The organism is Frigoribacterium sp. SL97, assembly GCF_026625765.1.
Classification (GTDB): domain Bacteria; phylum Actinomycetota; class Actinomycetes; order Actinomycetales; family Microbacteriaceae; genus Frigoribacterium.
In genome coordinates, this window is record NZ_CP113062.1 from 3,266,312 (window position 1) to 3,293,290 (window position 26,979).

General features: G+C 73.8%; 31 protein-coding genes. 15 read left to right on the forward strand and 16 right to left on the reverse strand.

The genetic code is table 11. The features are described 5' to 3' along the window. Positions 1–98 precede the first annotated feature (98 nt). Positions 99–383: a hypothetical protein gene (locus OVA02_RS15875; RefSeq protein WP_043595140.1), complete on the forward strand. Its 285-nt coding sequence runs from the start codon at positions 99–101 to the stop codon at positions 381–383. A 188-nt stretch (positions 384–571) separates the two neighbouring features. Here the strand turns inward: OVA02_RS15875 and OVA02_RS15880 are convergent, their stop codons facing one another. Genes OVA02_RS15880 through OVA02_RS15895 form a run of 4 tightly spaced genes read right to left on the reverse strand, consistent with a single transcriptional unit; the run spans position 572 to position 5,029 of the window. Beyond that, entirely contained in the window at positions 572–1,408 is an 837-nt protein-coding gene (locus OVA02_RS15880; protein WP_267658790.1) for a glycosyltransferase family 2 protein, read from the reverse strand. Beyond that, entirely contained in the window at positions 1,405–2,571 is a 1,167-nt protein-coding gene (locus OVA02_RS15885) for a glycosyltransferase (protein WP_082460340.1), read from the reverse strand. Before OVA02_RS15885 ends, OVA02_RS15880 begins: the two co-directional genes overlap by 4 nt. Then, positions 2,568–3,815 (reverse strand): glycosyltransferase, encoded by a 1,248-nt coding sequence (locus OVA02_RS15890; protein WP_082460341.1) that lies wholly within the window; start codon positions 3,813–3,815, stop codon positions 2,568–2,570. The genes OVA02_RS15885 and OVA02_RS15890 overlap by 4 nt, the downstream gene beginning before the upstream one ends. Next, positions 3,812–5,029 (reverse strand): glycosyltransferase, encoded by a 1,218-nt coding sequence (locus OVA02_RS15895; protein WP_056046783.1) that lies wholly within the window; start codon positions 5,027–5,029, stop codon positions 3,812–3,814. The genes OVA02_RS15890 and OVA02_RS15895 overlap by 4 nt, the downstream gene beginning before the upstream one ends. A 208-nt stretch (positions 5,030–5,237) precedes the next feature. Here OVA02_RS15895 and OVA02_RS15900 point away from each other — a divergent pair, with 208 nt between their 5' ends. From OVA02_RS15900 to OVA02_RS15915, 4 genes are all read left to right on the forward strand, one after another. After that, positions 5,238–6,185, forward strand: coding sequence for a WcbI family polysaccharide biosynthesis putative acetyltransferase (locus tag OVA02_RS15900; RefSeq protein ID WP_056046785.1), 948 nt, complete (start codon positions 5,238–5,240; stop codon positions 6,183–6,185). Next, on the forward strand, positions 6,182–7,420 hold the full coding sequence (locus OVA02_RS15905) for a hypothetical protein (protein WP_157485367.1): 1,239 nt from the start codon (positions 6,182–6,184) through the stop codon (positions 7,418–7,420). Before OVA02_RS15900 ends, OVA02_RS15905 begins: the two co-directional genes overlap by 4 nt. Continuing rightward, positions 7,417–9,006 (forward strand): glycosyltransferase family 2 protein, encoded by a 1,590-nt coding sequence (locus OVA02_RS15910; RefSeq protein ID WP_235452662.1) that lies wholly within the window; start codon positions 7,417–7,419, stop codon positions 9,004–9,006. The genes OVA02_RS15905 and OVA02_RS15910 overlap by 4 nt, the downstream gene beginning before the upstream one ends. Before the next feature lie 419 nt (positions 9,007–9,425). Further along, positions 9,426–10,034, forward strand: coding sequence for an Ltp family lipoprotein (locus OVA02_RS15915; protein WP_267658791.1), 609 nt, complete (start codon positions 9,426–9,428; stop codon positions 10,032–10,034). Between the two features lie 83 nt (positions 10,035–10,117). Here the strand turns inward: OVA02_RS15915 and OVA02_RS15920 are convergent, their stop codons facing one another. Beyond that, positions 10,118–10,462, reverse strand: coding sequence for a GNAT family N-acetyltransferase (locus OVA02_RS15920; protein ID WP_267658792.1), 345 nt, complete (start codon positions 10,460–10,462; stop codon positions 10,118–10,120). 316 nt (positions 10,463–10,778) lie between these two features. Between OVA02_RS15920 and OVA02_RS15925 the strand changes: the two genes are divergently transcribed. From OVA02_RS15925 to OVA02_RS15935, 3 genes are all read left to right on the forward strand, one after another. Beyond that, a complete protein-coding gene (locus OVA02_RS15925; RefSeq protein WP_267658793.1) occupies positions 10,779–11,492 on the forward strand; it encodes a DUF805 domain-containing protein in 714 nt (237 codons plus the stop codon). 58 nt (positions 11,493–11,550) lie between these two features. Further along, positions 11,551–12,147 (forward strand): hypothetical protein, encoded by a 597-nt coding sequence (locus OVA02_RS15930; protein WP_267658794.1) that lies wholly within the window; start codon positions 11,551–11,553, stop codon positions 12,145–12,147. Positions 12,148–12,384: 237 nt separating this feature from the next. Next, positions 12,385–12,906: a GNAT family N-acetyltransferase gene (locus OVA02_RS15935; RefSeq protein ID WP_200412998.1), complete on the forward strand. Its 522-nt coding sequence runs from the start codon at positions 12,385–12,387 to the stop codon at positions 12,904–12,906. A gap of 11 nt (positions 12,907–12,917) precedes the next feature. Here OVA02_RS15935 and OVA02_RS15940 read toward each other — a convergent pair whose 3' ends face one another. The 3 genes from OVA02_RS15940 to OVA02_RS15950 form a co-directional block, all read right to left on the reverse strand. Further along, entirely contained in the window at positions 12,918–13,637 is a 720-nt protein-coding gene (locus OVA02_RS15940; RefSeq protein ID WP_056046797.1) for an acyl-CoA thioester hydrolase/BAAT C-terminal domain-containing protein, read from the reverse strand. Between the two features lie 131 nt (positions 13,638–13,768). Further along, the gene (locus OVA02_RS15945) at positions 13,769–14,719 is read right to left on the reverse strand and encodes an alpha/beta fold hydrolase (protein WP_192124413.1); all 951 of its coding nucleotides are present in this window, start codon (positions 14,717–14,719) and stop codon (positions 13,769–13,771) included. A gap of 245 nt (positions 14,720–14,964) precedes the next feature. Further along, positions 14,965–15,594 carry a maleylpyruvate isomerase N-terminal domain-containing protein gene (locus OVA02_RS15950; RefSeq protein WP_267658795.1) on the reverse strand — a complete coding sequence of 210 codons (630 nt, stop codon included), beginning with the start codon at positions 15,592–15,594 and terminating at the stop codon, positions 14,965–14,967. A gap of 77 nt (positions 15,595–15,671) precedes the next feature. Between OVA02_RS15950 and OVA02_RS15955 the strand changes: the two genes are divergently transcribed. Then, a complete protein-coding gene (locus OVA02_RS15955; RefSeq protein ID WP_082460343.1) occupies positions 15,672–16,307 on the forward strand; it encodes an SRPBCC family protein in 636 nt (211 codons plus the stop codon). After that, positions 16,304–16,987 carry a DUF4166 domain-containing protein gene (locus tag OVA02_RS15960; protein ID WP_267658796.1) on the forward strand — a complete coding sequence of 228 codons (684 nt, stop codon included), beginning with the start codon at positions 16,304–16,306 and terminating at the stop codon, positions 16,985–16,987. Before OVA02_RS15955 ends, OVA02_RS15960 begins: the two co-directional genes overlap by 4 nt. Before the next feature lie 496 nt (positions 16,988–17,483). On the opposite strand, the gene OVA02_RS15965 is transcribed toward OVA02_RS15960, so the two are convergent. Together OVA02_RS15965 and OVA02_RS15970 are read right to left on the reverse strand one after the other, a co-directional pair. After that, entirely contained in the window at positions 17,484–17,615 is a 132-nt protein-coding gene (locus OVA02_RS15965) for a hypothetical protein (RefSeq protein ID WP_255350791.1), read from the reverse strand. A 144-nt stretch (positions 17,616–17,759) separates the two neighbouring features. Further along, the gene (locus OVA02_RS15970) at positions 17,760–17,936 is read right to left on the reverse strand and encodes a CsbD family protein (protein WP_157485369.1); all 177 of its coding nucleotides are present in this window, start codon (positions 17,934–17,936) and stop codon (positions 17,760–17,762) included. A gap of 179 nt (positions 17,937–18,115) precedes the next feature. On the opposite strand from OVA02_RS15970, the gene OVA02_RS15975 reads away from it, so the two are divergent. From OVA02_RS15975 to OVA02_RS15985, 3 genes are read left to right on the forward strand one after another with little or no spacing between them, the layout of a single operon-like run. Then, the gene (locus OVA02_RS15975) at positions 18,116–18,442 is read left to right on the forward strand and encodes a hypothetical protein (RefSeq protein ID WP_267658797.1); all 327 of its coding nucleotides are present in this window, start codon (positions 18,116–18,118) and stop codon (positions 18,440–18,442) included. Continuing rightward, complete coding sequence (locus tag OVA02_RS15980; RefSeq protein WP_267658798.1) at positions 18,439–19,293, forward strand: LysM peptidoglycan-binding domain-containing protein; 855 nt, start codon at positions 18,439–18,441, stop codon at positions 19,291–19,293. Before OVA02_RS15975 ends, OVA02_RS15980 begins: the two co-directional genes overlap by 4 nt. A 39-nt stretch (positions 19,294–19,332) precedes the next feature. Continuing rightward, on the forward strand, positions 19,333–20,037 hold the full coding sequence (locus OVA02_RS15985) for an alpha/beta fold hydrolase (protein ID WP_123570852.1): 705 nt from the start codon (positions 19,333–19,335) through the stop codon (positions 20,035–20,037). On the opposite strand, the gene OVA02_RS15990 is transcribed toward OVA02_RS15985, so the two are convergent. Continuing rightward, entirely contained in the window at positions 20,024–21,772 is a 1,749-nt protein-coding gene (locus OVA02_RS15990) for a RecQ family ATP-dependent DNA helicase (RefSeq protein WP_267658799.1), read from the reverse strand. The genes OVA02_RS15985 and OVA02_RS15990 overlap by 14 nt on opposite strands. Positions 21,773–21,998: 226 nt before the next feature. Between OVA02_RS15990 and OVA02_RS15995 the strand changes: the two genes are divergently transcribed. Both OVA02_RS15995 and OVA02_RS16000 read left to right on the forward strand, forming a co-directional pair. Then, positions 21,999–22,196: a hypothetical protein gene (locus OVA02_RS15995; protein ID WP_056046809.1), complete on the forward strand. Its 198-nt coding sequence runs from the start codon at positions 21,999–22,001 to the stop codon at positions 22,194–22,196. 61 nt (positions 22,197–22,257) lie between these two features. Further along, positions 22,258–22,482, forward strand: coding sequence for a hypothetical protein (locus OVA02_RS16000; protein ID WP_056046811.1), 225 nt, complete (start codon positions 22,258–22,260; stop codon positions 22,480–22,482). 18 nt (positions 22,483–22,500) lie between these two features. On the opposite strand, the gene OVA02_RS16005 is transcribed toward OVA02_RS16000, so the two are convergent. The 5 genes from OVA02_RS16005 to OVA02_RS16025 form a co-directional block, all read right to left on the reverse strand. Next, positions 22,501–23,352, reverse strand: a complete 852-nt coding sequence (locus OVA02_RS16005) for an alpha/beta fold hydrolase (protein WP_157485373.1) — start codon at positions 23,350–23,352, stop codon at positions 22,501–22,503. Positions 23,353–23,462: 110 nt separating this feature from the next. After that, positions 23,463–24,587, reverse strand: coding sequence for an AI-2E family transporter (locus OVA02_RS16010; RefSeq protein ID WP_056046815.1), 1,125 nt, complete (start codon positions 24,585–24,587; stop codon positions 23,463–23,465). A 178-nt stretch (positions 24,588–24,765) separates the two neighbouring features. After that, positions 24,766–25,365 (reverse strand): DUF3618 domain-containing protein, encoded by a 600-nt coding sequence (locus OVA02_RS16015; RefSeq protein WP_056046817.1) that lies wholly within the window; start codon positions 25,363–25,365, stop codon positions 24,766–24,768. Continuing rightward, positions 25,362–25,796 (reverse strand): phage holin family protein, encoded by a 435-nt coding sequence (locus tag OVA02_RS16020; RefSeq protein ID WP_082460459.1) that lies wholly within the window; start codon positions 25,794–25,796, stop codon positions 25,362–25,364. The genes OVA02_RS16015 and OVA02_RS16020 overlap by 4 nt, the downstream gene beginning before the upstream one ends. Beyond that, positions 25,793–26,761 (reverse strand): hypothetical protein, encoded by a 969-nt coding sequence (locus OVA02_RS16025; protein ID WP_056046819.1) that lies wholly within the window; start codon positions 26,759–26,761, stop codon positions 25,793–25,795. Before OVA02_RS16025 ends, OVA02_RS16020 begins: the two co-directional genes overlap by 4 nt. Positions 26,762–26,979 lie beyond the last annotated feature (218 nt).

Sequence of the window (26,979 nt, forward strand, 5' to 3'; positions counted from 1 at the left end):
GGGCCTCGCTTCCTCCCCCGCGGCGGCTTGTCCCCCGACCGGTCCCCCGCGGCCACGACCGTGTTGGCAGATCGGCCCCGGGTGGGCATGATCGTCACATGGCGAAAAAGCTCAAGACGGCCCACCGCGACCTCGTCGAGGCGCTCGACCACCACCGCAAGGTCATGCAAGAGAAACCGCTGTCGAGCAAGCGCGCCGGTCGGGCGACCGCCAAGCTGCGACTCGCCGTCTCGGCCTACTCGGCGGTCGTCGCCGACAAGACGGGCCAGCCCGACCCGTTCGTCGACTACGACGCCCTCGACCCGGCCACCGTCGCGTCGCTCGCCGCCGAACGCGACGCCATCGCCCACAAGAAGTCGTCCGACCAGGGCACGCTCGACTGACCCGGCCGCGCCGCGCCTCCTCGGGTGGTGTCGCACCGCCGACTGGACGTCGCACCGCCCACATCGACGGTGCGATGCTCAGTCGGCGGTGCGATCCCGGCCCGTCGACTCGGGGCGGGCGACTCGGGGCGGACTACTCGGCCCGGCGACTCGCGGCGGGTCAGCCCGGCCCGGCGACCCGGGGCGGGTCAGCTCGGGACGGCCGCGCCCTCGACGAGGGTCCAGCCGCCGTCGGCCGCCCGGCGCACCGCGCCGGCCCGCCCGAACGCGTCGAGCCAGCCACCCATCGGCCACTCGCCCCACCGCTCGGCGAAGAGGCCGCCGTTGCGCACGACGTCGGACAGGTGGCGCCACGGCGGTGACGACGTCGGGTGGTACTGGTGGTACGCGTGGGCGCCGCCGACCCAGACGAGCGGGACGTCGAGCGAGCGCGCGATGAAGGCGAAGTCGGTGTCCTCGCCGCCGTAGCCCTCGTATCGCTCGTCGAAGCCGCCGAGCCGCGCCCAGGCGTCCGGCGTCACCGCGAACGACAGCGACCAGAACAGCGGATAGTCCGCGGCGCCCGCGACGAGCGTCGTCCCCGCAGGAGGCGCGGGTCGCGCCGCGTGCGGAGCGGTCGCCCCCTCGAGCCCCTCGCCGGCGCCGAGCACGAACCCCTCGGGCAGGTAGGTGACGGGTCCGCTCAGGAGAGCCTCCGGGTGGTCGAGCGCCGCCTGCTCGTAGTGGCGGAAGAGGTCGGGGCCGGGGACGCAGTCGGCGTCGAGGAACACGATGAGCGTGGCACCGTGACCGACGGCCGCGTCGGCTCCGCGGTTGCGTCCGGCGGCGAGGCGCAGGCCGTCGGGACCCGGCGGGACGTGCAGGGTCGTGACCCCGGCCAGGGCGGGCACGTCGGGGGCGGGGGTCTCGTCGAGCCAGACGACCACGTGGCCGGCGTCGGGTGCCACCTGCCGGACGAACCGCAGCTGGTTGGCGACGTGCTTCATGCGGGTGGCGGACGCGAGGGTCACCACCACGACGGTCACGAGGCGACCCCCGCGAGGTCGGTGCCGACGGCGGGGTCGGAACCGACGGCGGGCTCGGCGCCGACGGCGGGCTCGGCGCGCGCGGGGCCGACGCCGTGCGCGCCCCGACCGGCCACCTCGGCGACCACCGCGGCGGCGCGGGCGGCAGCCCCCTCGACCTGCCACGCCGACCAGTCGGGCCGCAGCCCCCGGGCGCGCTCGACCACCGACGGCCACTCGGCGTCGGCGGGCCAGGACGGCGCCACGACGGCGAGACCGGCCCGGTCGAGCGCCCGGGCGGTCGTGAGCTGTTCGTCGAAGGGTCGGGTCTGCGGCACGACCACGGCACGTGCGCCGAGGGCGGCGAGGTCGGCGACGGTGTTCTGGCCGGCCCAGGTCACGATCACCTCGGCCGAGGTCATGGCCGACCACGGATCGTCGACCCAGGTGTCGAGCCCGAGGGCCGACCAGGTCGTGCCGGGCGTGGCCCGAGCCGCGCGGGCGACCGCGGCCGAGAGGTCCCCGTGGTCGCTGCCGCCGGCACCGCCCACGAAGAGGACGCTGCCGGGGACGACGGCCGACCCGCGGTCCGAGGCCCCGCGCCCGTCCTGCCGCGAGATCCCGCCGACCCAGCGCACCTTCTCGGCGACCCGGTCGAGCGCCGACGAGTCGTGCGTCCCGGCGGGCCAGGGAGCGATCACGCGCGACGCGGCGTCGTACGCGAGTCGATGGGGTTCGTCGGTGCGGTCGCCGGGTTGCGAGACCACGACGACCTCGACGCCCAGCAGCCGCACGAAGAGCGTCACCTCGACCGAGACGTCGACGACCATCGCGTCGAAGGGGCGCCCGCCGGCCGCGGCCCCGGCGATCTCCCCGGCGATGCGGCCCAGGCGGGAGGCGTGCCCGGGGTGCCCCACGGGAGCCCAGTGCAGCAGGCCGCCCACGGTCGGCGAGGCGTCGGCGGGGTGACGGACCACGCCGTCCGGGCCCGTGGTCGGGGCGTCGTCGCGCTCGAGTTCGATCCAGGTGGTGTCGTCCGGCAGGTCGACGGGGGCGCTCAGCGAACTGAAGACGACGACGTCGGCGTCGAGGTGCGGCCGGACGGCCGAGAAGCGGGTGCGGTGCCCGGCACCGTGGTGGTGCACGTACCAGCCGACGAGGGGGCGGGCGACCGTCGAGGTCACGCCGTCACGACCCGTCGGCCCGTGCCGGCCGGGCGCACGGCCGACAGGCCGCCGGCGAGGGACGAGGAGGCACGGTGCCGGCCACCCACGCCGGTCGGCTCCGTCGCGGCGACGACGGACGTGCCCGGCACGCGCTCGTCCGAGGCCACGACGTCGGCGTACAGCCGCTCGAGGACGGCGGCCCGGGCTCGCAGCGAGAACCGGTCGACGGCGTCCTGCCGCACGGTGCGGCGGGCGTCGGCGTCCGTCCCGACCCGGCGCAGCAGGTCGTCGGCCGCGCGCGCCATGCCGTCGAGGTCGCCGGCGGGGACCAGGGCGGCCCCGACCGAACCCGCCACGACCTCGGGGACTCCCCCGACGGCGAACGAGACGACCGGCGTGCCGGTGACCAGCGCCTCCGCGATGACGAGTCCGAAGGGCTCCTCCCACACGGGCGTGACGAGGGCGCAGCCGCTGTGGCCGACGAGGGCCGCGAGCTCGGGCTGGCGCAGTTCGCCGACGTAGTGGGCGGTGGCTCCGAGGTGCGGGGCGACCTCGGTCTCGAAGTAGTCGACGTCGCCGATGCGACCGGCGATCACGAGGCGGCGCCCGGCGCGACGGGCGACCTCGAGGGCGAGGTGCAGCCCCTTCTCGGGGACGATGCGTCCCGACCAGACGAGGTCGTCGCCCCCGGGTCCGAAGCCCCAGCGCTCGGTGTCGACGCCGTTCGGCAGGACGCTCGCCTCGACGCCCTCCCTCGCCCAGGCGGCGGCGGTGTGGCCGCTGACGGCGACGAAGCGGCTGCGCGGCCCGGTGGACGAGCGGTGCGCGGCGAGCATGGCGGGCAGGGTCGGCGTGTGCAGCGTGCTGACCATCGGCACGCCGATGCGGTCGGCCCGGGCGAGCGGGGCGCCGTGCAGGCTGTGGTTGTCGACGAGGTCGTAGTCGTCGGCGTGGTCGGCGACGAACTGCAGGGCGCGTTCGAGCGCCGGCAGCGCGCGCTCGAGGTAGCCGTCGGGGTAGGTCGTGTCGGTCGCCTCGGCCGGGTCGTCGAAGACCACTGCGGGCAGGACGAACTCGGGCGGGCTCTGGTCGAGGTGGTCGGACCCCTCGGTGGCGATCAGCGAGACGCGGTGACCGCGCTCGCGCAGGGTGCGCACCTGGTGGTGGACCGACGACTCGAGTCCGCCGGCGAACGGCTCGCGGATCGGGTAGCGCAGGGGCGCCACGACGACGATGCGCAGGGGCCGGGAGGCGCGGGTCACGCCGTCACCGCCGCGACCGTCGCGAGGGCGCGCTCGTACACCGCGAGGTGGGCGGCCGCCACGTCGTGGCGTTGTCGTCGTCGCACGGACCGACGCTGCCGCTGCAGGGCGGCGCGGTGCGGGGTGCCGCGGCGCGAGGCCGGCACCCGGGCCGGGGCGTCGTGTGCGTCGGCGGTCTCGTCGACGGCGTGCGGGCTGACCAGGGCGATGACGGCCGCGGCCAGCGACGCGGGGTCGTCGAGGTCGAAGGAGGCGGTGGTCCCACGGTCGGGGTGCTGCGCCGCGGCGTGGCCGACGCGGGGCGCGGCGACCGGGACGGCGAGGTCCCAGCACAGCTCGACCCAGCCCGAGTGCGTGCCGTGGCGGTACGGCAGCACCGAGACGTCCAGGTCGGCGAGCGACCGCTCGAGCCGGGCGTCGGTCAGGCGCGGGTGCTCGGCGAGGGTCGCCGACGGTCCGGCGGCCCGGACGAGCTCGCGGATGCGCTCGGCCTGCTCGGGGTCGCGCACGCGCTCGTTCAGGTCGACCCGCGCCTCCACGGCGGCACCGGTGGCGCGCAGGGCGTCGACCGCCGCGAGCAGGGTGCGGACGGTCTCGACGCCCGCGACGTTGGGGCGCAGGTCGCGGAGGTGGACCCCGACGACGACCGTGTCACCAGGTGTGCCGACCGGCAGCTCGACCTCGGGGTCGACGATGGCCGGATGCGCGATGACGGTCGGGCGACGACCCCACCGGGCCTCGACCTCGTCGGCGGCCGCGTCGGTGAGGGTGATCAACTCGTCGGCGGCCGGGATCAGCACGTCGAGGTGCTCGACGTGGGGCGCCTGGTCGACGAGCTGCGGGTTCGTCAGGTCGTGCACCGTGTACACGAGCGGCAGGCGCAGGTCGCGCAGGGCCTCGACGACGGCGACGAGGTGGTCGGTCGGGTACGACTCGGTGCCGAAGTGCACGTGCAGCAGGTCGATCTCGTCGGCGTGGGCGCGGAGCCAGTCGGCGTCCAGCACCACCGGGGGCCACCAGCGGTCCGGCTCGGCGGGGTCGGGCAGCGGGTCGGCGAGGTGGACGACGCGGCCGGAGGCGTCGTCGGGGTCGAGCAACGAGCGGACGTACGGGTGGCCGGCCGGGACGGAGGCCACGCGGAGGGGCGCGACGACGACGGTCTCGTCGGACGCGGGGGCCGTGGTCGACGGCGACGTCGGGGCGTGATGGGTCATCGGGGCCTCCTCGGCGTGATCAGGTCGCTCGCCGTGGCGGACCGGCGCGAGGCCTGTCTCGCGGGACGACGAGCACCCGCGACGATGCGGGTGAGGTGTGCCGGGGCTGGCGGCGGGAAAGGATGACGCGACCGGGGAAGTCGCTGTTGACTCAACATAGGCCCGCGCGACCCCCTTTGTCCGTTCCGAGCGAGGGCCGGAGGGAAGCATGTCCGAACAGCGAACCGAACCCGACGGCCGCACCCGTCACTACGGCGACTTCTACGGTCTGAGCGAGCCGGAGGGCGACGGGGCGATCGCCCTCGTGGTGGGCAACTGCCAGGCCGAGTCGCTGCGGATCTTCCTCGACGGCGCGGGCCTCACGACCGTCCGGATGCCGCCCGTGCACGAGCTCACGGCCGCCGACCTGCCGCAGCTCGGCCGGTGGCTCGGCCGGGCCGGGCTGCTGGTCTCGCAACCGGTGCGCGACGACTACCACGACCTCCCGCTCGGCACGGCGCAGCTGGCCGCGATGCTGCCCCGGGAGGCGCGGGTCGTCCGGGTGCCCGTCGTCCGGTTCGCGGGCCTCTACCCCGCGCACGTCATCGTGCGCCCGCCGAGCGACGTCTCGCTCGTGCCGCCCGTGGTCGAGTACCACGACGTCCGGCTGATCGCCGAGGCCGCCGGGCGGCCCCTCCCGGGAGGCGCCCTGACGCCCGCCGTCGTCCGGTCGGTCGCGGAGCAGTCGCTGGCCGAGCTGCGGAAGCGCGAGGTCGCCCACGACAGCGTCGTCGCGTCGGATCTGTTCGAGGTCGGTGCGGGCGCCGACGGGGCCGGCACGCCGCGCTTCGACCAGATGCGCACCCTGAACCACCCCGGCAACCCGGTCTGGACGGCTCTCGCCTCGCGCGTCCGCGAGCGCCTCGGCCTGCCCGAGCACGTCGTCGACCCGGGCCGACCCGTGCTCTCGAGCGTGCACGCCCCGCGCGAGCAGGCGGTGATCGATGCCTGGGGCCTCGACGACGAGGCGACCGATCACTGGGTCGTCGGCGGTGAGCGCGTCGACGCCGACGAGGTCCGTCGGGCACACCTCGCCTGGTACGCCGAGCACCCGGACGCGGTCGAGGCCGCGCTGGCCCGGCACGCCGACACGTTCGCGATGTGGGGTGCGGCGTGAGCGGCGGGGCGGTCGATCCCTCGACCCGCGAGGCGACCGCGCGCGACTCGGCCCGGTCGACCGCGCGGGACGGTGCGGCGGCCACGATCGACCTCGTCGAGCTGCCCGTGGTGGTCACGCACCACGATCCGCAGCACGGCGTCGCGACCTACGCGGCCCAGATCGCCGCGACGGTCGAGGCCCGCACCGGTCGGCACCTCGCCCTCGACGTCGCCGACCTGCTCGACGTGCCCGACGTCGAGGGGGGCGACGACGCCCGCCCGGCCGACACCGTCGACGTCGGCGTCCCGCGGGTCCACCTGCAGTTCACCGACCGGCTCTGGGGCCCCTCGCCGTCCGCCGCGGCCGACGTCGTCGAGCACCTGGCCGACACGACGGCGCTCACGGTCACCCTGCACGACCTGCCGCAGCCGTCGGACGGCGAGCGCAACCTGAGGAGGCGCGGTGAGGCCTACGGTCGCGTGGTGGCCGCCGCACGAGGCGTCGTGGTCAACAGCGACCACGAGCGCTCCCTCCTGCGCGAGTGGGTCGGCTTCGACGGCCCGGTCGAGGTGATCCCCCTGCCGGTCGACCGGCACCCCCTGCCGCCGGAGCGGACCGGGCCGGACGGGCTCCCCGAGCCCGCCGGGCCGGACGGGCTCCCCGAGTCGGACGGCGACGTCGCGGTCATCGGCTTCTTCTACCCGGGCAAGGGGCACGCCGAGGTCGTGGCGGCCGTGGCCGGACTCGCGGCGGCGCGGCACGACGCCGCCGGCGACCGGGGCGGCAGCGGGGCGACGCGACCGGACGCGCGGGCGACCGGCGTCGTGGCGCTCGGCCGCGCCTCCTCGGGGCACGAGGCCGAGCTGCAGCAGCTGGTCGACGAGGCGGCGGCGCTCGGCGTGCCGTTCGGCGCGACGGGCTACCTCGACGACGCGACGCTGCTCGACCGCGCCCGGCGCGCGTCGGTGCCCGTGGCGGCGCACCAGCACGTGTCGGCCTCCGGATCGATCGCGACCTGGATCGCGGCCGGGCGACGACCGCTCGTGCCCGACACGAGGTACTCGCGCGAGATGGCCGCCCTCCGGCCGGGCACGCTCACGCTCTACCCCGACGGCGGTCTGGCGACGGCGATCGCGACCGCCCTGGCCGACCCGGCGTCGACCTGGCTCGACGACGACGCCCGGACCCTGCCCGGCCTCGACGAGGTGGCCGACGTCTACGCGGCGTGGTGGGCCGAGGGGGTGCGCTGGTGAGCCGCGACGCCGGGTCGCCGGTGTCCGACGCGACCGACACCGCGCCTCCTGCGGGTGGGCGGTTCGTCGTCGGCAACGCGTGGGACGCCCTCGACGGGGTGTGGCCCGACCTGCCGCCGCTCGTGTCGGTGGTCGTCGTGCACTACCGGCAGCAGGCCGAGCTCGACCGCACGCTGGCGGCGCTCGCGCGTCAGAGCTACCCGGCCGAACGGCTCGAGGTGATCGTCGTCGACGACGGATCGCCGACGCCACCCACCGTGCCCGAGGGGGTGCGGCTGATCGTGCAGGAGGACCTCGGGTTCCGGCTCTCGGCCGCCCGCAACGTCGGCGTCGCCGCGTCGTCGGGGTCGGTGCTGTGCTTCGTCGACGCCGACACGTCACCCGAGCCGGACTACGTGCTGCGGCTGACCCGGCTGCCGGCGCTCGCCCCCGAGGCGGTGACGGTCGGCCAGCGGAAGCACGCGGACTTCGCCGGGGTGCTGGGTGGTGACGGCGGGGTCGGTGACGGCGTGGCCGTGCCGGTGTCGGAGCCGGTCGAGGTGGCAGGGCCGGCCCACGAGCTGGAGCAGCCGCGCTGGTTGCAGCAGGCGTACGGCTGGTCGGCCGACCTGCTGCACGCCGACGACCGGTCGTACCGCCACCTGATCGGGGCGGTCACCTGCTGCACCCGCTGGTTCTTCGACCAGGTCGGCGGCTTCGACGAGTCGTTCACGAGCTACGGGGGCGAGGACTGGGAGTGGGCCCACCGCGCGTGGCTCGCCGGCGGCGTGTTCGCGCACGTGCCGGGCGCCGTGGCGTGGCATGACGGGCCGGACTGGGCGGGACGGGCGACGAGTGCCGGCGCCGGGTCGGCGGGGTCGGCGGACTCGGCGGACTCGGCGGACCCAGCGGACTCGGCGGCTTCGGCGGCGTCGGCGGTGGCTCGCGAGGACCAGGAGGCGCGGCGTCAGGCCGAGAAGAACGGCGAGACCCTGCGCCTCGCCGATCTGATCGCCGTGCGCGGCTCGCGCGGGTTCGGAGTGCGCAGTCGCGCGGTGGACGTCTGCGTCGACCTGGTCGCCGCCGTCGGGACCTCGATCTCGGCCGGTGCGGCGTTCGTCGCGGTGGACAGCGTGCTGGCGGCGATGCCGGACGTGACGGTCGTGGTGCCGGACGACGTGGCCCCGGTCTTCGAGGCGGACCAGCGGGTGCGAGGACGCTCGTCGGACGCTGCCGCCGCGGCGCTGTCCGGTGCCCGGGTGGTCGTGACGCTCGACGGGCCCGTGCGGGTACTGCCCGCGGTGGAGGCCGGCGGCTCGGACGACGCCCGGGTGCAGGCCCTGGCCGCTGCGGTCGGCCTCGGGGACGACGTCGCGCGGGACCTTCGGACGGCGACGGACGCGGTGGGCGTCGGGTCGCTCGGCACGCTCGAGTTGGCGGACCCGTCGGGCCGCGTGCTCGTGACGGTCGAGTCGCGCCGGGCCGCCCTGCGCGCCCGACGCTGGGGGGCGGGCGTCGCGTTCGTCTCGCACCGCGCCTCCGTGGACTGGCTGACGCCCGTCGCGGGCGAGCCGAGCGTCGCCGCCTACCTCGGCGGCTGGGGCTGATCCCGGGGCCGCCCCCGCCCGCCCCTCGCCGCCCGGTTGCCCCCGCGCGCTCCTCTCGGCTCCGCATCGTCTGCCGAGTGGGCAGTAATTGATCTTCTCCCGGGGATGAACAACGACAACTGCCCACTCGATCGCGGGTGAGTCGCACTTTCGTCCTCGGCGTCACCCGGTGGCCGCCCAAAAAGCGAAGGAGAGCAACTCTCGGCTCTGTCATCATCTCGACATGAGCACACCCGATACCGGTGGGTACGGGGCCCAAGGGCCCTACCAGACCGACCCAAACCAGCCTTCCGCGGAAACGACCGCCTACCCCACGACCACCGCGACCCTCCCGCCTCAAGGCCCCCCCGTCAAGAAAGCCGCAGGTCTCGCGATCGCTGCGCTCGTCGTCGGCATCGGCGCCTTCCCTCTTCGGCCTCGTGCCCGTGTTCGGCGCCTTGGTCGGCATCGCGGCCGTCGTGCTCGGGGTGCTCGCCGTTCGCAAACAGCAGTCCAAGGGGATGGCCGTCACCGGCATCGTGCTCGGCGCTATCGCCGTCGTGTCCTCGCTCGCCATGGCGTTCGGCCTCGGCGCGATCATGAGTGGGGCGTCGGACGACGCACCGGTGGCCGCAGCCGTGGAAACGTCGGCTCCTGTCGAGGAAGTGGCCTCGCCAGCCGCCAGCGAGACGTCGGAACCGGCCCAGGAGGCGCAGGCCCCCGAGCCCGTGGCCCCCGCCGTGCCGGTCGAGTACGCCTCCGCGCTCATCCAAGCCGAGAGCTACTCCTCCATGCTCAACATGAGCAAAGCGGGCATCTACGACCAACTCGTCTCCGAGTACGGCGGGCAGTTCACGCCCGAGGCCGCCCAGTACGCCATCGACACCATCCAGGCGGACTGGAACGCCAACGCGCTCGCCAAGGCGAAGTCCTACCAAGAGACCATGGCGATGTCTCCTGAGGCCATCCGCGATCAGCTGACGAGCGAATACGGCGAGAAGTTCACGCCTGAAGAGGCGGACTACGCCGTTCAGAACCTCGGCAGCTAGACCCACCTCCGACGGTGGTTTAGTGGTCCCGTTCCGTCTTTCGTCGAACGACGAGGGACGGTTCGGGACCACTCGATGGTGGTTTAGGGGGTGGGTGCGACCAGGGTAAGCCAGCCCTCGTCGACGACGTAGCCGAGGGTGGCGTTCGCGGCGACGATGGCGGGGTTGTCGGCCGAACCTCCTGTGCGGAAGCGGAGGACGCCGGCGTCGAGGAGGGCCAGCACCGACGCCGCCTTGACCGCTGCGGCGAGACCTCGACCGCGGTGATCGGGGTGCACGACGGTGACGTCCGTCTCGGCGGTGGGACCGTCGAGGTCGACGACGGTCAGGCCGACGAGGCGACCCGTCGACGTGAGGGCACCCCAGGCCCGGCGGGTCGGTCCGGGTGTCGCCGACGACCGGTCGAAGGGCTCGTGCCGTGTGGCCACGCTGCCCGGGTAGCCGTCGAGGGTCTGCGCGTCGAGAGCGAGGACGTCGTCGACGTCGTGCGGACCGAGCTCGCGGGTCGTGAGGTCGGCGACCCTGCCGGACGCGAGGGCGCGGAGGCGGTCACGGTCGACGCGGTCGCCGTCGAGCCGGGCACCGAACGACCGGGCCGCGACGGTCTACCCGGCGCGGAGGAGCGCGGCGGCCTCGGGCGAATCGTCACGGAGGACGGCCGGTGTCTTCACGGTCCGATGGTACGACGCCCCCGCTCGGTAGGGTGGTCGGGTCGCGGTGGGCGGCGCGGACGAGGGGGATCTCATGAGCGACCAGAACGACGGAACGGACCAGCGGGGCGGGCAGCCGCAGCAGCCGCCCTACGGGCAGCCCTCCTACGGGCAGCCGACGCCCCCGCCCTACGGGCAGCAGTCGCCTCCGCCCTACGGGCAGCCGACGCCTCCGCCGTTCGGGCAGCAGCCGCCCTCCGGGCAGGCGACGCCTCCGTCGTACGGGCAGCAGCCCGGGTACGGGCAGCCCTCGTACGCACAGCCCTCGTACGGACAGCCGCCACAGGGGTCGCCCTCCGGCCCGGGCGGGTCGGTCCCCCTCTGGGCGCCGCTGTACGGGGCGGGCCCGGTCGTCGCAGTGAAGCGGTTCTTCCTCAAGTACGCCGACTTCACGGGGCGCGCGAGCCGCAGCGAGTACTGGTGGGTGGTCCTCGCGAACACGGTCCTCTACTTCGTCCTCGGCATCGTCGGGTTCCTCGCGGGCCTCCCGGGGAGCACGACCGACTACGACGGCACCCTCGAACCCGGACCCGGTTTCATCCCCTTCGGCTTCGTCTTCGCGATCCTCTTCTTCGGGACGATCGTGCCGTTCCTCTCCCTCGGAGCGCGGCGACTCCACGACATCGACCTCAGCGGGTGGTTGCTGCTCATCAACCTCGTCCCGTACCTCGGCGGATTCGTCATCTTCATCCTGTCGCTGCTCGGCCCGAAGCCCGGCGGCGCCCGGTTCGACCGGCCCCGGGCCTGACGGCACCCCAGCCCGGGCGCGGTGACGGCGGCGGACGCGTCACGGTAGTTTCTCGACCATGAGCGCTCCCGACGCCCGCGTGCCCGACGATCGACGTGCCCTCGTCCAGCCGGAGCTGCGCCCCGGCGAGCACCTGCTCTGGTCGGGCGGCCCGGACGAGAGCGTGACCTTCGGTCGCAACGACCTGTTCCTCGTGCCGTTCAGCCTGCTGTGGTGCGGGTTCGCGATCTTCTGGGAGGTCTCCGCGCTGCGCGACGGGGCATCGTGGTTCTTCGTCGCCTTCGGTGGGGTCTTCGTGGCGATCGGCCTCTTCTTCGTGGTCGGCAGGTTCCTGCTCAAGCGGGCCCGGAAGGCGAAGACGGGTTACGCGGTCACCGACCGGCGGTCGTTCCTGGTCGTCGGGTCGACGGTCCACCAGGCGCCGGCGAAGCAGCAGAACCAGGAGGTCTCGTGGTCCCGGGACCGCACCCACGTCAGCGTCGACTGGACGGACTCGATCACGGGGAACACCCCGTTCGGCGCACGGCAGCGTGGCCTGACCAACACGGGCCTCGACGGGGTCATGGCCCCGCTACCGATGACCTTCGTGGACGTGCGCGACGGCGAGGCGCTGCTGCGCGCGCTCGACGAGGCCGGGCGTCCGGAGGCGCGGTGAGGGCCGTCCGCTGATTCCTCCGTCGACGAGAAGCGGACGTCGACGAACCCCGCCGCAGTCAGGCCTGGCGTGACCTCGTCGACCGGGTGCTCGTCGAGCTCGACGCACTCGACCCCCAGGACTGGAGCCCGGCACGGAGGACGGCGCCCCGTAGGACGAACATGAACACGAGGCCGACCCGATGACGACGGCGACGACGAGGACTTCGGGCCGCGTCTCCGGCGGTACCGTGAACCCGTGTCCTCCCACCTCCGCCTGATCGAGCCGCGAGACGCCCCCGAGTTGGCCCGGGCGTTGACGCGCAACCGTGAGTTCCTGGCGCCCTGGGACCCCGTGCGCGGTGACGCCTACTTCACGCCCGAGGGGCAGCTGTCGGTGATCTCGTCGCTGCTGGCGCAACGATCCCGGGGTGAGGCGCAGCCGTTCGTCATCGTCGACGAGGGTGCCGTGGTGGGCCGGCTGACCCTCAGCGGGATCGCCCGTGGCCCCTTCCGGTCCTGTGACCTGGGCTACTGGCTGTCGGAGGACCGCAACGGCCGCGGCATCATGACCTCGGCCGTCGGCGACGCCGTCGACTGGGCCTTCGGCGACGCCGGCCTCCACCGAGTCCAGGCGGGGACGCTCCGTCACAACGTCGCCTCACAGCGGGTCCTGCGGAAGGCCGGTTTCGAGCAGTACGGCATCGCACCGTCCTACCTCGAGATCGCGGGCCGCTGGCAGGACCACGTCCTCTTCCAGCGGGTCGACGATTCGACATGAAGCCGAGCACGTCAGCGCGATGCCGCAAGCATCGCGGTGATCGCACGCCACGCGCGTGTCCCCAGCTCCCGGTCCGCGACCTCCGTGCCCCCACGTCGCATGGCCATGCCGCCCTGCACCAACGACTCCCCGGGCAGGATCGCTCGGTGCCCGGCGAGGGCACCAGCCACCACGACGGTGTCGGCGCCGTGGTCTGCGCGGCGACACCGGATGTTCTCCGCGTACAGCGAGCTCGACCACACCTGGTCGTCGCCCCCTGCGACGACGACGACCTCGGCAATGCGCTCCACCTCGATCGCCGCCGCCGCCACCCGGTCTGCGAACGCCTTTCGGGACCGCTCGTACACGGGGGAGAACCGAGGAGGTTCCTCCGTCCCCCGATACTCCTGGTCGATCGGTACGAACGGTATGGGCGCCCCACCCCATGTCCAGTGCGAGTGTTCGGCACCGGCCGGGTCGTACCCCGCCCACACGACGTCCGACGGGGCGAACGCGAACACACCGGACACCCCGGGCGCGCGGGCGGCCGTCGCGAGGGCGGCCTCCGCCCCGAACGACGTCCCGACGATCCAGACCCGGTCGCATTCCCTGGCGAGGGCGTCCAAACGGTCCACGAAGGTCTCCAGCGGGACGTCCCACGGCCCGGCGCTCTGACCCTCGCCTCCGAACCACCGGATCGACTCAGCCAATGCGCCGTGCGCCGCAAAGAGCCTGGCGCGCTCGCCGTCCACCCGTCCACTCGACCCCGCGAGCACGAGGACGCCGTCGCCCGACGGTTGGGCCGGTAACCAACGCACCCCTTCGGGCCGTGCGAGGTCGGCCCGACGCATGCCGGGCACGGCGGGCAGAGCAGACGAAGTCGTCACCGCCGGGCGAACCCGTCGAGTGCGGCACTGAGCACCTCGACCTGACGCGGGCCGCCGTGCCCCTCGTCCTCGACCACGGTGAGGGTGCTCGCCGGCCAGGCACGGTGCAGGAGCCACGGCGTGATCGCCGGCCCGCTGACGTCACGACGACCGTGCACCAACGCGGCGGGGACCTGGGCGATCCGTGGCAGCCGCGCCATGATCGACCGTTCGCCCGGGAGGAAGCCGTCGTTGCTCCAGTAGTGGGTGACGAGCGTGGCGAACGCCTCTCGCCGGCCGGGTCCCAGATGCCCCCGCCCGCGGGACCCGGGATCGTCGAGGCTGACATGGACGCTCTCCCACCGGTCCCAACTCGCCGCGGCCGCCGCACGATCGGCCGCGTCGTCGGAAGCCAGCCGTCTCGCGTAGGCGTCGACCGGTCTCTCGTCGTCGCGCCTCCTGCTCTCGCGCTCGAACACGGCCCAGTCCTCGGGGAAGAGCCGTCCGACCCCCTCGGTGATCCAGTCGACCTCGTCGCGACTCGTGGTCGTGACCGCCATGAGCGCCAGGGCTCGGACGCGGTCCGGGTGCTCCTCGGCGTAGGCCAGCGCGAGCGTCGTGCCCCACGACACCCCGCCGACGACCCAGCTGTCGATGCCGAGACCTTCACGGACCTCCTCGAGGTCGGCGACGAGTCGCGGCGTCGTGTGCCGTGCGAGGTGGGCCAGGTCGTCGACGACGTTCGGGGTGCTGCGCCCAGAACCGCGCTGGTCGATGCCGACGAGCCGATAGGCCCGGGGATCGAACGACCGTCGGTAGCCGCCCTGACCGAGCGACCCGCCGGGCCCGCCGTGCAACCAGAGGGCGGGGACGCCGTCGGGACGCCCCGACTCCTCGACGTAGAGCGAGGCGCCGTCGGTCGTCTCGAGGAAGGCCGTCCGGTAGGGGTCGTGGGGCGGGTGGCTCATGCGGCCACCGTAGTCACCAGTTCATCGCGAGCGCGACAGCCCCTGCGTGGCCCAGGCCGTCGCCCCGTCGGCAACTCCGGGTCGCTGTCGGAGCCGCTCCCCTCCCGCGCGGAAGCCGGCACCCCGCCGCAGCACCAGCCCGGAATTGCCGACACCAGAGCCGGAGCCAGAGCCCGAGGCCGAGCCGGAGGCCCCGGGGGTGTTGTCGAGGGATGGGAGGCACCCGCGGCAGACCGGCGGCCCCGTCAGAGCACCGTGTACCCGGCGGCGAGCGCCGAGCGACCCGTCAGGGCCGTCAGGAGGCGGGGCGCGTCAGCCCACGGAGCATCGGCCACGAGGGCCCCGAGCACCACCAGCGCCTGACGACCCGCGACCTCGGGCGCCTGCCCGTCGAGCCCGGCGGCCGCCCTGAGGTCGCCCGTGTGCACCACGAGCTCGACGACGCGCGTCGGGAGGTACGCCTCGAGCCGCCATTCGCCGACCGGCGTCTCCACCCGCGCGTCCGCGGTCCGTGCGGCCACCACGCCGGTCACCCGTCGCACGACGGCGTCGACGCTCTCGGGCAGGTGGGCGCCGAGGTCCCGTCCTGCCTGCCGCCCCCGCTCGGCGACCTCGTCCGGGTCGGCACGGCCGCCCCGGACCGCCCGGTAGTAGTCGACGGTGCGGTCGCCGGAATCGGACGACCCGGGCCGCAGGTACTGCTCGACCGTGAGCAGGGCCCGCGACGTGTGGCCGACGAGGTGGCGGTGGTTCCACTCGCCGAGGGCCGGGGCGTCCCAGAGGCCCGGCGGCCGGTCCAGCTCGTGCACCGTCTCGGCGAACCATCGCGCCGCCGCCCCGAACGCGTCGCGGACCGTCCCGAAGCTCTCGTCCATGGGGTGAGCCTAGATCCGGCCGTGACCTGCGTCGCGGGGTGTCCACCCGGCCGTCACCATGCCCTAGCCTCGCCATCGTGGGGAAACGTCAGATCTACGTCGAGACCGTGATCGACGCCGACCTCGACCGGGTCTGGGCCGCCACGCAGGACCCCGCGCAGCACGTCCGCTGGGACGTCCGCTTCTCGAGCATCACCCCCGGGCCGCCGGACGCCGACGGGTCGACCCCGTTCCGCTACGTCCGCCGCACGCCCGTCCACACCGTCCGGGGCACGGGCGTCAGCATCGGCGAGCGCCACGGTCGGGACGGTTCGCGCACGTCCGCCCTGCGCTTCGCGACCGACGACGTCCTCTCGCCGATCCGGGCCGGTCGCGGGTACTGGCGCTACGTCCCCACCGCCGACGGACGGACGCGCTTCGTGACCGGCTACGACTACGACCCGGGTTGGGGCCCGCTCGACCTGGTCGTGCGTCCGCTGCTCGGTTGGGCGACGGCGTACAGCTTCGACCGCCTGCGCCTGTGGCTCGAGACCGGCCGCGAACCCGAGCGGTGGCCGCTCGCCTGCGCTCTCGCGTTCTGGCGTCCGGACCGCCCCCGCGCCTCCCGCACCCTGCGTGCGCCCGCCGGCGGCACGCGCGCGGGCGACCACCTGAAGGAGGCGCCGGTCACCCTGGCCGCGCTGCCCGACCCGGCGAGGCGGTCACCCCGATGACGTCGATCTTCGAGCAGGCCCTCGGCGAGGACTTCACGCGTCTGCACCCGATGATGCAGCGACGTTTCGGCGTCGGTCTCGACTCGGGCGAGGCCTGCGTGGGCCGGGGGGTCATGTCGTCGATCCGGCGGGGCCCGTGGTGGACGGTCCCGTTCTTGCAGATCGGGCGGTTGCGCAACATCCTGGTGCCCGACGTCGGCCACGACGTGCCCTTCGTCATCGAGAACTATCCGTACCGCGACGCACTCGGACGCGAGACGGTCACCTTCGTCCGCTCGTACTCGGTGCCGCGCCGCCGCGCGGGACGTCGGCCGGTCCGATTCGACGCGACGATGGTGCTCGACCGGGGGCGGGTGCTCGACTACCTCGGCACGCACCAGCACCTCGCGGTCGACCTCGACCTGTCGGTCGACGACCGCGGCGGCCTCGTGCTGCGATCCGGGGCGCAGCGCTTCCACGAGTGCCCCGTCTCGTTCCGCTTCCCGATGCTGTTCAGCGGTCGGGCCGAGTTGCACGAGTGGTGGTCCGACGACGACGAGTCGTTCCACGTCGACCTCGAGGTGCACAATCACCGCTTCGGGTTCCTCTTCGGCTACCGCGGCGCCTTCACCTGCGAGTGGGTCGCCGCCTCCGATGCGCCCGCCCGTCTCAAGCCGCGACGCACCGAGGCGCGTCTCTAGGCCCCGGAGCGGAGCGTGCGTCCCGTCCCCCCTGTCGGCAAGTCCTGACTCCCGTCACGGCCGCACCCGTCCCACGCCGATCCACGCACCCCACCGCAGCACCGCCCAGGAATTGCCGACACCGCGACCGCAACACCGGCACGGCACCGTACCCGGCATCGGCACCGGCACCGGCACCGGCACCGGCACCGGCATCGGCATCGGCATCGGCATCGGCATCGGCATCAAACCCTGTCGGCAAGTCCTGGCTCCCGTCACGCCCGCACCCGTCCCGCGCCGATCCTCGCACCCCATCGCAGCACCAGCCAGGAATTGCCGACACCGACATAGACACCGCCAACGACCCAGGCCCCGGCCCCGGCACGCCCGTCGAGACGTCCGTGGACGTCGGGCCGTCGGACCGTCGGCCGCGAAAGGACGATCCCCATCCGCCCGGCCGCGATGCCGGCCGGACCCGCGTGCCGCCGAGCCCGCGTGCCGCCGGACCCGCGTGCCGTCAAAAGGTGGCCAGAGCGCTCACCCTCATCTGCTGCACTCGGGCGTTCGCACACGCCCAGCCCGAGAGCACGACGGCGAAGGACGCCACGACGACCGCGGCGGGGACGAGGGAACCGAACGGACGCTTCATGTCTCCACCGAAGCACGCTCGGCCGGGTTCTTGCACACTCTGCACTTTTACCCGCTCGTTCCCCGGTCTCCGTCGGGACGACGAAGGGCCCGACATCCGCGGATGCCGGGCCCTTCGTGGTGCCGACCGGGGTCGGCGGGACGATCAGTTCTTGCCGAGGTCGTCCTTGGCCTTCTCGGTCTCGAGACGCTCGTCGCTCATGTGCTGGTCCTTGTGACCCTGCTTCGTGAGCTCTTCGTCGTCCGTGCGCTTGCCGACGGCCTCTTCGGCCTTGCCGGCGGCCTTCTGGACGAAATCTTTTGCCTTGTCACCAACGGACATGACGTACCTCCTGGTTGTCGGTCGACCGGACTGACCCGGTACACCCGTGACGGTAGGCCGGGTGTCCGCGGGCCGCCGGGGTTCACAGGCTGTTCCAGGTTCGTACCCGGACCGGGACCCGACCGATCGGTCTCGACCCGGTCCACTCCGTCGCTTAGGATCGTCGCCGAGGGGGCACCATGGCACGACACACACCGGGGGCGGGCGACGACGAGGGAGTCACGCCCGGTCACGAACCCTTCGCGCCCCCCGCGTCCGACGCCGACGACGACGCCGACACGGTCGACGCGTCGGACGCTGCCGGACCTCGACTCGTCGCCTGGTCGCACCCCGGCACCGCGGGTTCGGCCACCACCGTCGGCGCCGCCAGCGCTGCCTCGGCCGACCCGGTCGGCGCGACCGACGACGACGACGAGGACGGCGAACCCGCCCCCGGTCCCGCCGTCGCCGCCTCGCCGTCATCGGCGGCGTCGTCGCCACCGCGGCCCTCGTCGCCGTGGTCGTGAGCGCGGTCCTGTCCACGAACGGCTCGGCCCCGCTCGCGGCCGGGGCACCGACCGGGTCCGCGAGCCCGACCACGATCGCCCGCACCTCGACACCCACCCCGAGTGCCTCCCCGTCGCCGATGCCGACCGCCCCCGCGACGCCCTCGCCCCGGGCGGCCACCCCGCCGCCCGAGGACGCTGCGGCGCCGGCGCCGTTCATCACCCCGGTGCCCGCGGGCACGGTCGTCGCCGAGTCCGACGTGGCGTCCCCCAAGGGCAGCATCCACTTCCACTACCGGGTGGTCGCCACCGGCGACGGCACCTACACGACCGACGTGACCGACTTCACCTCGAGCCTGCCCGTCCCGGTGGGGGTGTCGTTCTACCAGGTCGCTCCGTCCGTCGGCGACGGCATCACCTTCGGAGGCGACGGGGGTTCCGAGATCGGTGGGCCCACCGCGACCCCGGCATCGGCGTCCTGGAGCTTCGGAGCGGTCACCCAGCCGTCGTACCTCTCGACCCTCGTCGTCCACTCGACCAGCACCTCCCCGGACGTCCCCGTCGAGATCTCGGCCGGGAAGGTGCTCGCCGTCGCCCCGGTCGCCTGGTCGGTGCCGCCGCGTGGGACGAACATCGCCCCGGTCGACTCGGGTGCGGTGGCCTTCGCCACGGGAGCGCTCGAGGCGACCACGGCGTCCGGTTCGCCCAAGCGGTACACCGTCGCGCCCGACGACCTCATCGACGCCGTCGCCCTCCGCTTCGGCATCTCGGTCTCGGCGCTCCTCTACATGAACCAGGGCCTCCAGGTCATCGACGACGCGCAGCACCTGTTCGCGGGCACGACGCTCGTCCTCGACCCCGACAGCGTCTGAGCCGGGACGTCCCGCACGACGACGCCTAGGGTCGGGGTGGTGCCCCGCCTCCCCGTGCTCGTCCGTCACGCCGTGTGGTGGGTGCAGGACTACGCCTACGCCGCCGTGTGGCAGGTGAGGGCCGTCACGAGTCCTCGCGACCCGGAGCGCTACCTCGGCGGCACCGGTCGGCCCGTGCTCGTCGTCCCCGGCGTGTGGGAGACCTGGGCCTTCCTCCGACCGATGATCGAACGCCTGCACGCCGAGGGCCACCCCGTGCACGTGCTCGACGACCTGCGATGGAACAGCCGTCCGGTCGAGGCCACCGCCCGCGACGTCGCCGCCCACCTGCTCGCGCACGGACTCACCGACGTCGTGATCGTCGCCCACAGCAAGGGCGGCCTGATCGGCAAGTACGTCATGGCGCTGCTCGACGAGACCCGCCGCGTGCGGTCGATGGTCGCCGTCTGCTCGCCGTTCTCGGGGTCGCGCTACGCCACCTGGCTGGTGCTGCCCGCCCTCCGGGCCTTCTCACCCCGCGACGCGACGACGATGCGGCTCGCTCGGGACGAGTCGGTCAACGGCCGCATCACCTCGGTCTTCGGCGAGTTCGACCCCCACATCCCCGAGGGCAGCGAACTGCCCGGCGCCGTCAACGTGCGCCTCCACGCGGGTGGACACTTCCGGGTGCTGGCCCACCCCCGGACGATCGCCACCGTCCTCGCCGCCGCCGGCGAGCCCGTCGAGCCGGTCAGGCCGGCGTGAGCAGGTCGTGTGCGAGCACGTCGGCGACGGCCAGCACCTTGTAGCCCTCGCTCTCGAAGAACACCGTCATGCGGTCGGCGTCGGTGCTCATCACGGTGCCCTCGCCCCAGGTCGCGTGCACGACGCGCGCGTCGGGCGCGAACGCAGGAGGCGCGGTGTCGGTGACGTCGTCCTGCTCGCCTCCGCGCGCCTCCCGGGGGTCGCCTGCCCTCTCGGCGGCCCGGCAGCCGTCGCAGTTGCCGCACCGCTCGGGCGAGTCCTCGCCGAAGTAGCCGAGCAGGAAGTGCCGACGGCAGCCGGGCGCCTCGGCGAAGGTGCGCATCATCTCGATGCGCGAGCGCTCGACCCGGTCGCGGGTCTCGGCGACCCCGCGCGCCGCCTCGGCGGCACTGCGGGCGTCGAAGCCGTCGACCGGCTCGAACCCCTTGGTCGACTCGGACAGGGCACCGCCCTCGAGCAGCAGGTCGATGAGGCGCGAGACCGTGCGCGCGCCGAGGGCCAGCTGGTCCGACACCTCCGATCGCCGGACGGGCCGACCCGCCGCCGAGAGCGCGGTGAAGACGCCCCGCAGGTCCGCGCGCCCGGGGAGGCCGGAGGCGAAGAACGAGCGCAGCGAGAGGTCTTCGGGGCGGTAGTGGAGCGTCGCGGTGGCGGGGTCGCCGTCGCGCCCGGCCCGGCCGATCTCCTGGTAGTACGAGTCGAGCGAGTCGGGCACGTCGGCGTGCACGACGAACCGGACGTCGGGCTTGTCGATCCCCATGCCGAACGCGCTCGTCGCCACCACCACGTCGACCTCGCCCGCGTGGAACCGCTCGTGCAGTTCGCCCCGCTCGGCCGAGCGCTGCCCGCCGTGGTATCCCACGACGGTGCGGTCGGGGCAGCGCTCGGCGATCGCGGCGGCGTAGTGCTCGGTCGCCTTGCGGGTGGCGACGTAGACGATGCCCGGCGTCGTCGAGGCGGCCACCTGCTCGACCACGGCGCGGGCCTTCTCGTCGTCGTCCTCGTGCCGCACGACCTCGAGGGAGAGGGTGGGCCGGTCGAAGCCGTGGCTCAACACGAGCGGGTCGTCGAGGCGGAGGCGTTCGACGATCTCGTCCCGCACCGGGCCCGACCCGGTCGCCGTGAGCGCCAGCACGGTGGGTCCCCCGAGACGCTCGACGACCTCGCCGAGGTGCAGGTAGTCGGGCCGGAAGTCGTGCCCCCACGACGACACGCAGTGCGCCTCATCGACGACGAAGAGGGCGACCCCGGCGTCGCTCAGGCGGTCGACGGTCTCGTCGCGGGCGAGCTGCTCGGGGGCGAGGAAGACGTAGGTGACCTCTCCGGCGGCGAGGCGCTCCCAGCCCTCGTCGTTCTCGGCGTCGGTGTGGCCCGAGTTGATCGCGACGGCAGGCGGGGCGTCGGGGCGTCCGACGAGTCCCGCGACCTGGTCCGCCTGCAAGGCGATCAACGGCGAGACGACGACCGTGGGCCCGTCGAGCACGGCGCCGGCCACCTGGTAGATCGCCGATTTGCCGAATCCCGTGGGCATGACCGCGAGGGTGTCCCGGCCGGCGACCACCGCCTCCAGGGCCTCGAGCTGGGCGGGGTGCAGGTCGGTCCAACCGAAGAGGTCGGCGGCGGCACGGGTGATGTCGTCGGTGCGGGGGGTGCTCGTGCGGGGGGTGCTCGTGCGGGCGGTGCTCGTGCGGCCGGGGCTCGTGCGGGTGTGTGCGGGGCGCGTCGTCGTGCTCATGTGGTCCTCGTTCCGGTGGGGCAGAGGTCCATCCCAGGCACGTGCGGGGCGACACGCGCAGGGCTGCCAGGCGATGCCCGGCCCTGCGTACCCCACCCGCCGCGGGTCGCGCATGCTACCCCTCGGTGGGCCCGCCGCGCCTCCCGCGCACCGGCCCCGCGCCGCCCGCCACGGGCGGAGGCGCGGGTCCAGCCGTCGCGGACCCCGTGGGCGTAGCGTCCGGTGCATGAGCGACGAGAAGCAGACCGAACCCGTCATGGACGGGGCCACCGAGGCGACCGACCACGAGAAGCTGAGCGGCCTGATCGAACAGGTCGAGGCCGACCACGGCGACGAGGGCGCGGCCTCGATGGCCGACCACCTCCGCGACCGCATGGACGAGACCGCGCAGGCCGACGAGAGCCCAGCAGACGTCGAGGAGTGAGTCCCGGGGCTCCACCGCGAGGTGGAGCCCTCCGGCCCCGGTCGTGACCTAGCGTCGAGGGATGTACTCCAACGGCTTCTCCCTCGTCGGTGTCCTCTACCCCGTCTTCTTCGTGGTGGTGTTCGCCTTGGCCGTCACGCTGGCCGTGCTCCTGATCAGGACCATGCTCTGGGTGATCCGGGCACTGACGGCCTACACGCGAGAACGAGAACTCCGCATCGACCTGCTGCTCGCCGGTGACGACGACCCGGCCGGCCCGCCGGCACCCGGGGGTCCCGTGATCTGACGACCAGGAGGCGCGGGTTCAGTTCCCGACGCCCGCGACGACCTCGCGGACGAGGTCGGCCACCAGCCCGGGCCGTTCGAGTCCCGGCAGATGGGCGACGTCGGGCAGCACCCGACCCGGTCCCTGCCCGAGACGTCGAGCCGTCTCCGCGTAGAACGGCTCGTCGGCGGGGATGTCGAGCGCGCCCCAGGTCGCCAGGACCGGCGTCGCGACCTCGCCGAGGCGGCTCCACGTGTCGAGCCCGGCGTCTCCGGCCCCGTCCGGTGCGGCGACCTCGAGGATGCGGGCGTTCATCCGCTCGAAGAGTTCGCGGGGGGCACCCGTGACTCGGCCGCTCCGTGCCGCAGGGCCGTCGAGCCACAGGTGGGCCAGCAGACGGACCTGCGCCTCGACGTCGCCGCTGCCGGACGCCTCGTCGAGGGCCTCCATCAGCGGGCCCGACGCCGGGTCGGGGGTCCAGTCGAACGGGGTGTCGTCGTCGGTCATGCCGCTGACCGCGGCACCGATCAGCAGCACGCCCGCCACGCGCTCGGGTGCGGTCACGGCCAGGTCGAGGGCGAGCGCACCACCCATCGAGTTGCCGACGACGAACGCCCGCCCGACGCCCAGCCGGTCGAGCAGCTCCACGAGGTCGGCCAGGTGCGTGGCGCCGCCGTCGGCCGCGGAGGCCGGGCTCTCGCCGAACCCCCGGCGGTCGTGGGCCACCAGGTCGAGCCCGTCGGCCGCGAGTTCGTCGGCGACGCCCGTCCAGCTCCGGCGGTCGGCGACGCCGGCGTGCAACAGCACCACGGTCGGGCCGTCGCCCCGCCACCGGGTGGCCGCCAGGGCGGCACCGTCCGAGAGGGTCACGTCCACGCGTTCGCCGCTCATGTCGGCCACGGTAGCGCTCCGCCGTGCCCTTGCCCAGACCCGCGTGCCGCCGCTCGGACGACCTGACGGCCCGACGGCCCGGACGACCCGACGGTCTGGACCCGGACCGTCTAGACCCGCTGCTGGCGCGGCACGACGACCCGCTCGAAGACGACCACTCCGGCCGTCGCGATCGGGATCGCCACGAGGGCACCGAGGATGCCGCCGAGCGCCCCTCCCCCGAAGGCCGCCACGATGACGAGGGCGCCGGGCACCGCCACGGCCTTGGACATCACCCGTGGGGTCAGCACGTAGGCCTCGACCTGGGCGTAGACGAGCAGCACGATGCCGACGACGATCGCGGTGACCGGCGAGACGGTGATCGTGGCGGCGATGATGATCGCATAGGCCACGACCGTGCCGACCACGGGGATCAGTGCGCCCAGGAACGCGAGGGTGGCGAAGAGTACCGGCACCGGTCCGCCGGCGATCGTCAGCACGATGAAGACGAACACGGCGTTGACGGCGGCGAGCGCCACCTGCCCGGCGACGTAGCGGCCGACCGACAGGAAGATCTCGTCCGAGATGCTCATGACGTTCTCGCGGTGGCTGCGGGGCACGGCGCGACTGAGCGAGCGCAGCATCTGCGGGAGGGTGATCGCGAAGTAGAGGGTGAGGATCGCGACCACGATCACCGCGGTGATGGCGTTGGTGATCCCCTGGCCGACGGCGAGCAGGCCTCCGCCGAGGGCGAGCAACTGGTCGGGGTCGAGCAGGTACGAGGTGACGGCGCCGACCGCGTCGTCGACGTCGACGTCGAACCCGACGGTCTCGACGGCCTGCTGCACCCAGGGCTGGCGCGAGAGCTCCTGCAGGGCGGCGGGGGCCGTCTGCACGACGTGCCCGATCTGCTCGATCAGCGCGGGCACGACGGCCGCGACGATGCCCACGACGACCCCGACGACCAGCACGACGGCGACGACGACGCCGACCCAGCGCGGGGCGCCGGCGCGCGCGAGGCGTCGGACGACCGGTTCGAAGGCGAGCGCGAGGAAGAACGCGAGGCCGATGTAGACGAGGATCGTCGACAGGGCCATGAGGGCGACGATGATGCCGACGCCGAGCCCTCCGCCGAGGGTCGCGATGAGGCCGAACCGGAAGGCGCCGGGGCGCTGCATCGGGCTGGGGGGTGTGGCGGTCTGCGTGGCCGTACCGGCCGATCGACGCACGAGACGGGCGCGGGGTGACGAGGGCATCCGACCATCCTGACCTGCTCGAGCCGATCGAGGCCACGCCGACCCCGGTCGGCCGGGGTCCGAGTCGCACGATCACTCCATCGGCAGGGAGCTCCTCCGCCCGGTCACGTGCGAAGGCCCGCCCCGACTCTCGTCGGGACGGGCCTGTCTGCGTCCGTCGGGACGCGGGCCCGAGGGGTCAGGCCCCCTGCACGTTCTCCTTCGACTGCTGGGCGCTGTCCTTCACGTCGCCCGCGGCGCTCGAGGCGTCGTCCTTCACGGTCGAGGCGGCGTCCTGCGCCGTGCCCTTGACCGAGGCGAACGCCTCCTGGGCGGGCTCCTTCAGGTTCGACGCCACGTCCTGCGCCGCACCCTTCACCGAGTCGAGTGCCGGGCCCGCTGCGTCCTTGGCGTCGGAGACGAGCTCCTTCTCCTTGTCCGAGGCGGGGATCAGCGACGACACGAGCCAGCCGGCTCCGAAGGCGATGAGGCCGACGGCGAGCGGGTTGCCCTTCGCCTTGCGCACGGCCGCCGACGAGGCGTCCGAGACGCTGCCCGCGGCGTCGTGACCGGCACCCGAGGTCGACGAGGCCGCATCGTGCGCCGCACCCATGACCGACTCCTTGACGCCCGAGAAGCGGCTCTTCACCTTCTCGGTCTGACGATGCGCGATGCTCGACGGGTTCACCTTGTCGGCGAGCGCGTCGACGTCGTTGCCGAGTCCGGCGCGCGTGCGCTCGATCTCGGCGCGGATCTCGTCGGGCGTGCGGCTGCTGCCGTTCTGGTCGGTGGTGCTCATGCGGTGCCTCCAGGCGTGACGGTCTCGGGGATCTTCTTGAGGGAGTCGACCGTCTTCGGTGCCCCCTTGATGCTCTTCAGTTCTTTCCTCCCGCGCAGGAACAGCACGAGGGCGACGATCGCGTAGACGACCGCGATGATCAGCGACGACCAGCCGAGGCCGATCAGCACGCCGAGGCCCCACATGGCGGCCAGCGAGACGAACAGCAGGGCGAAGAGGGCGGTGAGACCCGCTCCGCCGAACATGCCCGCACCCTTGCCGGCTTTCTTGGCCGACTCGGTGAGCTCGGCCTTGGCCAGCTCGACCTCTTGACGGAAGAGGGTCGAGATGTCACCGGTCACGCCGGAGAGCAGGTCGCCGAGCGACGTGGTCGCGGCCTTGTCCTCCGGGGCGGGAGGCGTCGCCACGGGCTCGCGGAACGGGTCGCTCACGCGCGCGTCCCCGAGGTGCCGGGCCACGTCGTGGGCACGCTGGAGTCGGGCGTCGACGTGCCGACGCCGGGGACGTCGCCCTCGGTGACGACGTCGTACTCACCGGCCACGGGGCCGACGTCACCGACGAGACGGCTCGGCGCGGTGGCGGACGCAGGAGGCGCGGGCCGGCTCGCCGCACCTCCGGCGTCTCCGGTCGTGGCGGCGTGCTCGTCCCCGGCCTCCGCCGTCAGCGACTTGACGACGCGTCCGGCGAGCAGGCCGGAGACCGCCGCGATGGCGATGAACGTGCCGGGCTTGCGCGCCGCGTACGACTTCACGTCGTCCAGCAGGCTGCCCGGGTCGCGACCCTCGAGCCAACCGGCGACGCCGTGGGCGCGACCGGACAGGTTGCGGACCAGCTCGCCCGCGATGCCGCTGTCGGCGGAGTCGGCCATCGAGCCGAGCTGGTCGCCGACCTGGCGGAGGCCGGCCGCGGCCTTCTCCTGCTGGGCGCCGGCCTGCTCCTTGAGCTCGCCCGTCGCCTGGCCGAAGAGCTGCTTGGCCTGGCCGCCGGCCTCGGAAGCGACCTTGGAGACCTGCTCCTTGACACTGCCGGCGACGTCGGAGGCCGCGGACTTCGCGTCGTCCGCGACGCCGGCCGCCTCGTCCTTCGCGGCACCGGCCTTGGCCTTCGCGGTGTCGGCGGCGCCGGTGCCGGTGCCGGAATCGGCGTCGGTGCCGGTGTGGTCGTGCCCGAGGTGCTCCTCGACGACCGGGGCCGCGGTCGCGCTGAAGTCGCTCGCCGTCGCGTCGGGGTCGGTGATGTCGGCGTACGCGCCGACCTGGTCGCCCAGGTCGGTCACGGCGTCGTCGCGGCGCAGGTGGTCGTGTCCGGAGGCGGCGCCGCGAAGCGGCTGCCCCTCGGAGGTGGTGTCGTAGACCGGGGTGGACGGGTCTCCGTCGTAGCGTTCGTCGTCGCTCATGTCGTGCCTCTCGGATCGTCGGCGACCGTCCGGGTGACGGTCGTGATCGGGGTAGGACCTGTCACTCTGTCCCTCTCCCGGGGGGCGGTGACCGCACATGGTGAAAACGCGACGGGGGGTTGACACGGGCCGGCCGGAAGGGTCGTGGTCGGGACGGATCGTGTCGGGGAAACGCGACATGCCGCCCACGTTCGCACGTGAGCGGCATGTCGTGACCT

What these genes read in the sequence shown, in the direction of transcription:
- OVA02_RS15965 (WP_255350791.1), bottom strand. Translation starts at nt 17,615, where the DNA reads ATGAAGCGTCCGTTCGGTTCCCTCGTCCCCGCCGCGGTCGTCGTGGCG.
- OVA02_RS15925 (WP_267658793.1), top strand. Translation starts at nt 10,779, where the DNA reads ATGAGCGACCAGAACGACGGAACGGACCAGCGGGGCGGGCAGCCGCAG.
- OVA02_RS15930 (WP_267658794.1), top strand. Translation starts at nt 11,551, where the DNA reads ATGAGCGCTCCCGACGCCCGCGTGCCCGACGATCGACGTGCCCTCGTC.
- OVA02_RS15970 (WP_157485369.1), bottom strand. Translation starts at nt 17,936, where the DNA reads ATGTCCGTTGGTGACAAGGCAAAAGATTTCGTCCAGAAGGCCGCCGGC.
- OVA02_RS15960 (WP_267658796.1), top strand. Translation starts at nt 16,304, where the DNA reads ATGACGTCGATCTTCGAGCAGGCCCTCGGCGAGGACTTCACGCGTCTG.
- OVA02_RS15900 (WP_056046785.1), top strand. Translation starts at nt 5,238, where the DNA reads ATGTCCGAACAGCGAACCGAACCCGACGGCCGCACCCGTCACTACGGC.
- OVA02_RS16005 (WP_157485373.1), bottom strand. Translation starts at nt 23,352, where the DNA reads ATGAGCGGCGAACGCGTGGACGTGACCCTCTCGGACGGTGCCGCCCTG.
- OVA02_RS16000 (WP_056046811.1), top strand. Translation starts at nt 22,258, where the DNA reads ATGTACTCCAACGGCTTCTCCCTCGTCGGTGTCCTCTACCCCGTCTTC.
- OVA02_RS16015 (WP_056046817.1), bottom strand. Translation starts at nt 25,365, where the DNA reads ATGAGCACCACCGACCAGAACGGCAGCAGCCGCACGCCCGACGAGATC.
- OVA02_RS16025 (WP_056046819.1), bottom strand. Translation starts at nt 26,761, where the DNA reads ATGAGCGACGACGAACGCTACGACGGAGACCCGTCCACCCCGGTCTAC.
- OVA02_RS15945 (WP_192124413.1), bottom strand. Translation starts at nt 14,719, where the DNA reads ATGAGCCACCCGCCCCACGACCCCTACCGGACGGCCTTCCTCGAGACG.
- OVA02_RS16010 (WP_056046815.1), bottom strand. Translation starts at nt 24,587, where the DNA reads ATGCCCTCGTCACCCCGCGCCCGTCTCGTGCGTCGATCGGCCGGTACG.
- OVA02_RS15995 (WP_056046809.1), top strand. Translation starts at nt 21,999, where the DNA reads ATGAGCGACGAGAAGCAGACCGAACCCGTCATGGACGGGGCCACCGAG.
- OVA02_RS15895 (WP_056046783.1), bottom strand. Translation starts at nt 5,029, where the DNA reads ATGACCCATCACGCCCCGACGTCGCCGTCGACCACGGCCCCCGCGTCC.
- OVA02_RS15975 (WP_267658797.1), top strand. Translation starts at nt 18,116, where the DNA reads ATGGCACGACACACACCGGGGGCGGGCGACGACGAGGGAGTCACGCCC.
- OVA02_RS15990 (WP_267658799.1), bottom strand. Translation starts at nt 21,772, where the DNA reads ATGAGCACGACGACGCGCCCCGCACACACCCGCACGAGCCCCGGCCGC.
- OVA02_RS15950 (WP_267658795.1), bottom strand. Translation starts at nt 15,594, where the DNA reads ATGGACGAGAGCTTCGGGACGGTCCGCGACGCGTTCGGGGCGGCGGCG.
- OVA02_RS15875 (WP_043595140.1), top strand. Translation starts at nt 99, where the DNA reads ATGGCGAAAAAGCTCAAGACGGCCCACCGCGACCTCGTCGAGGCGCTC.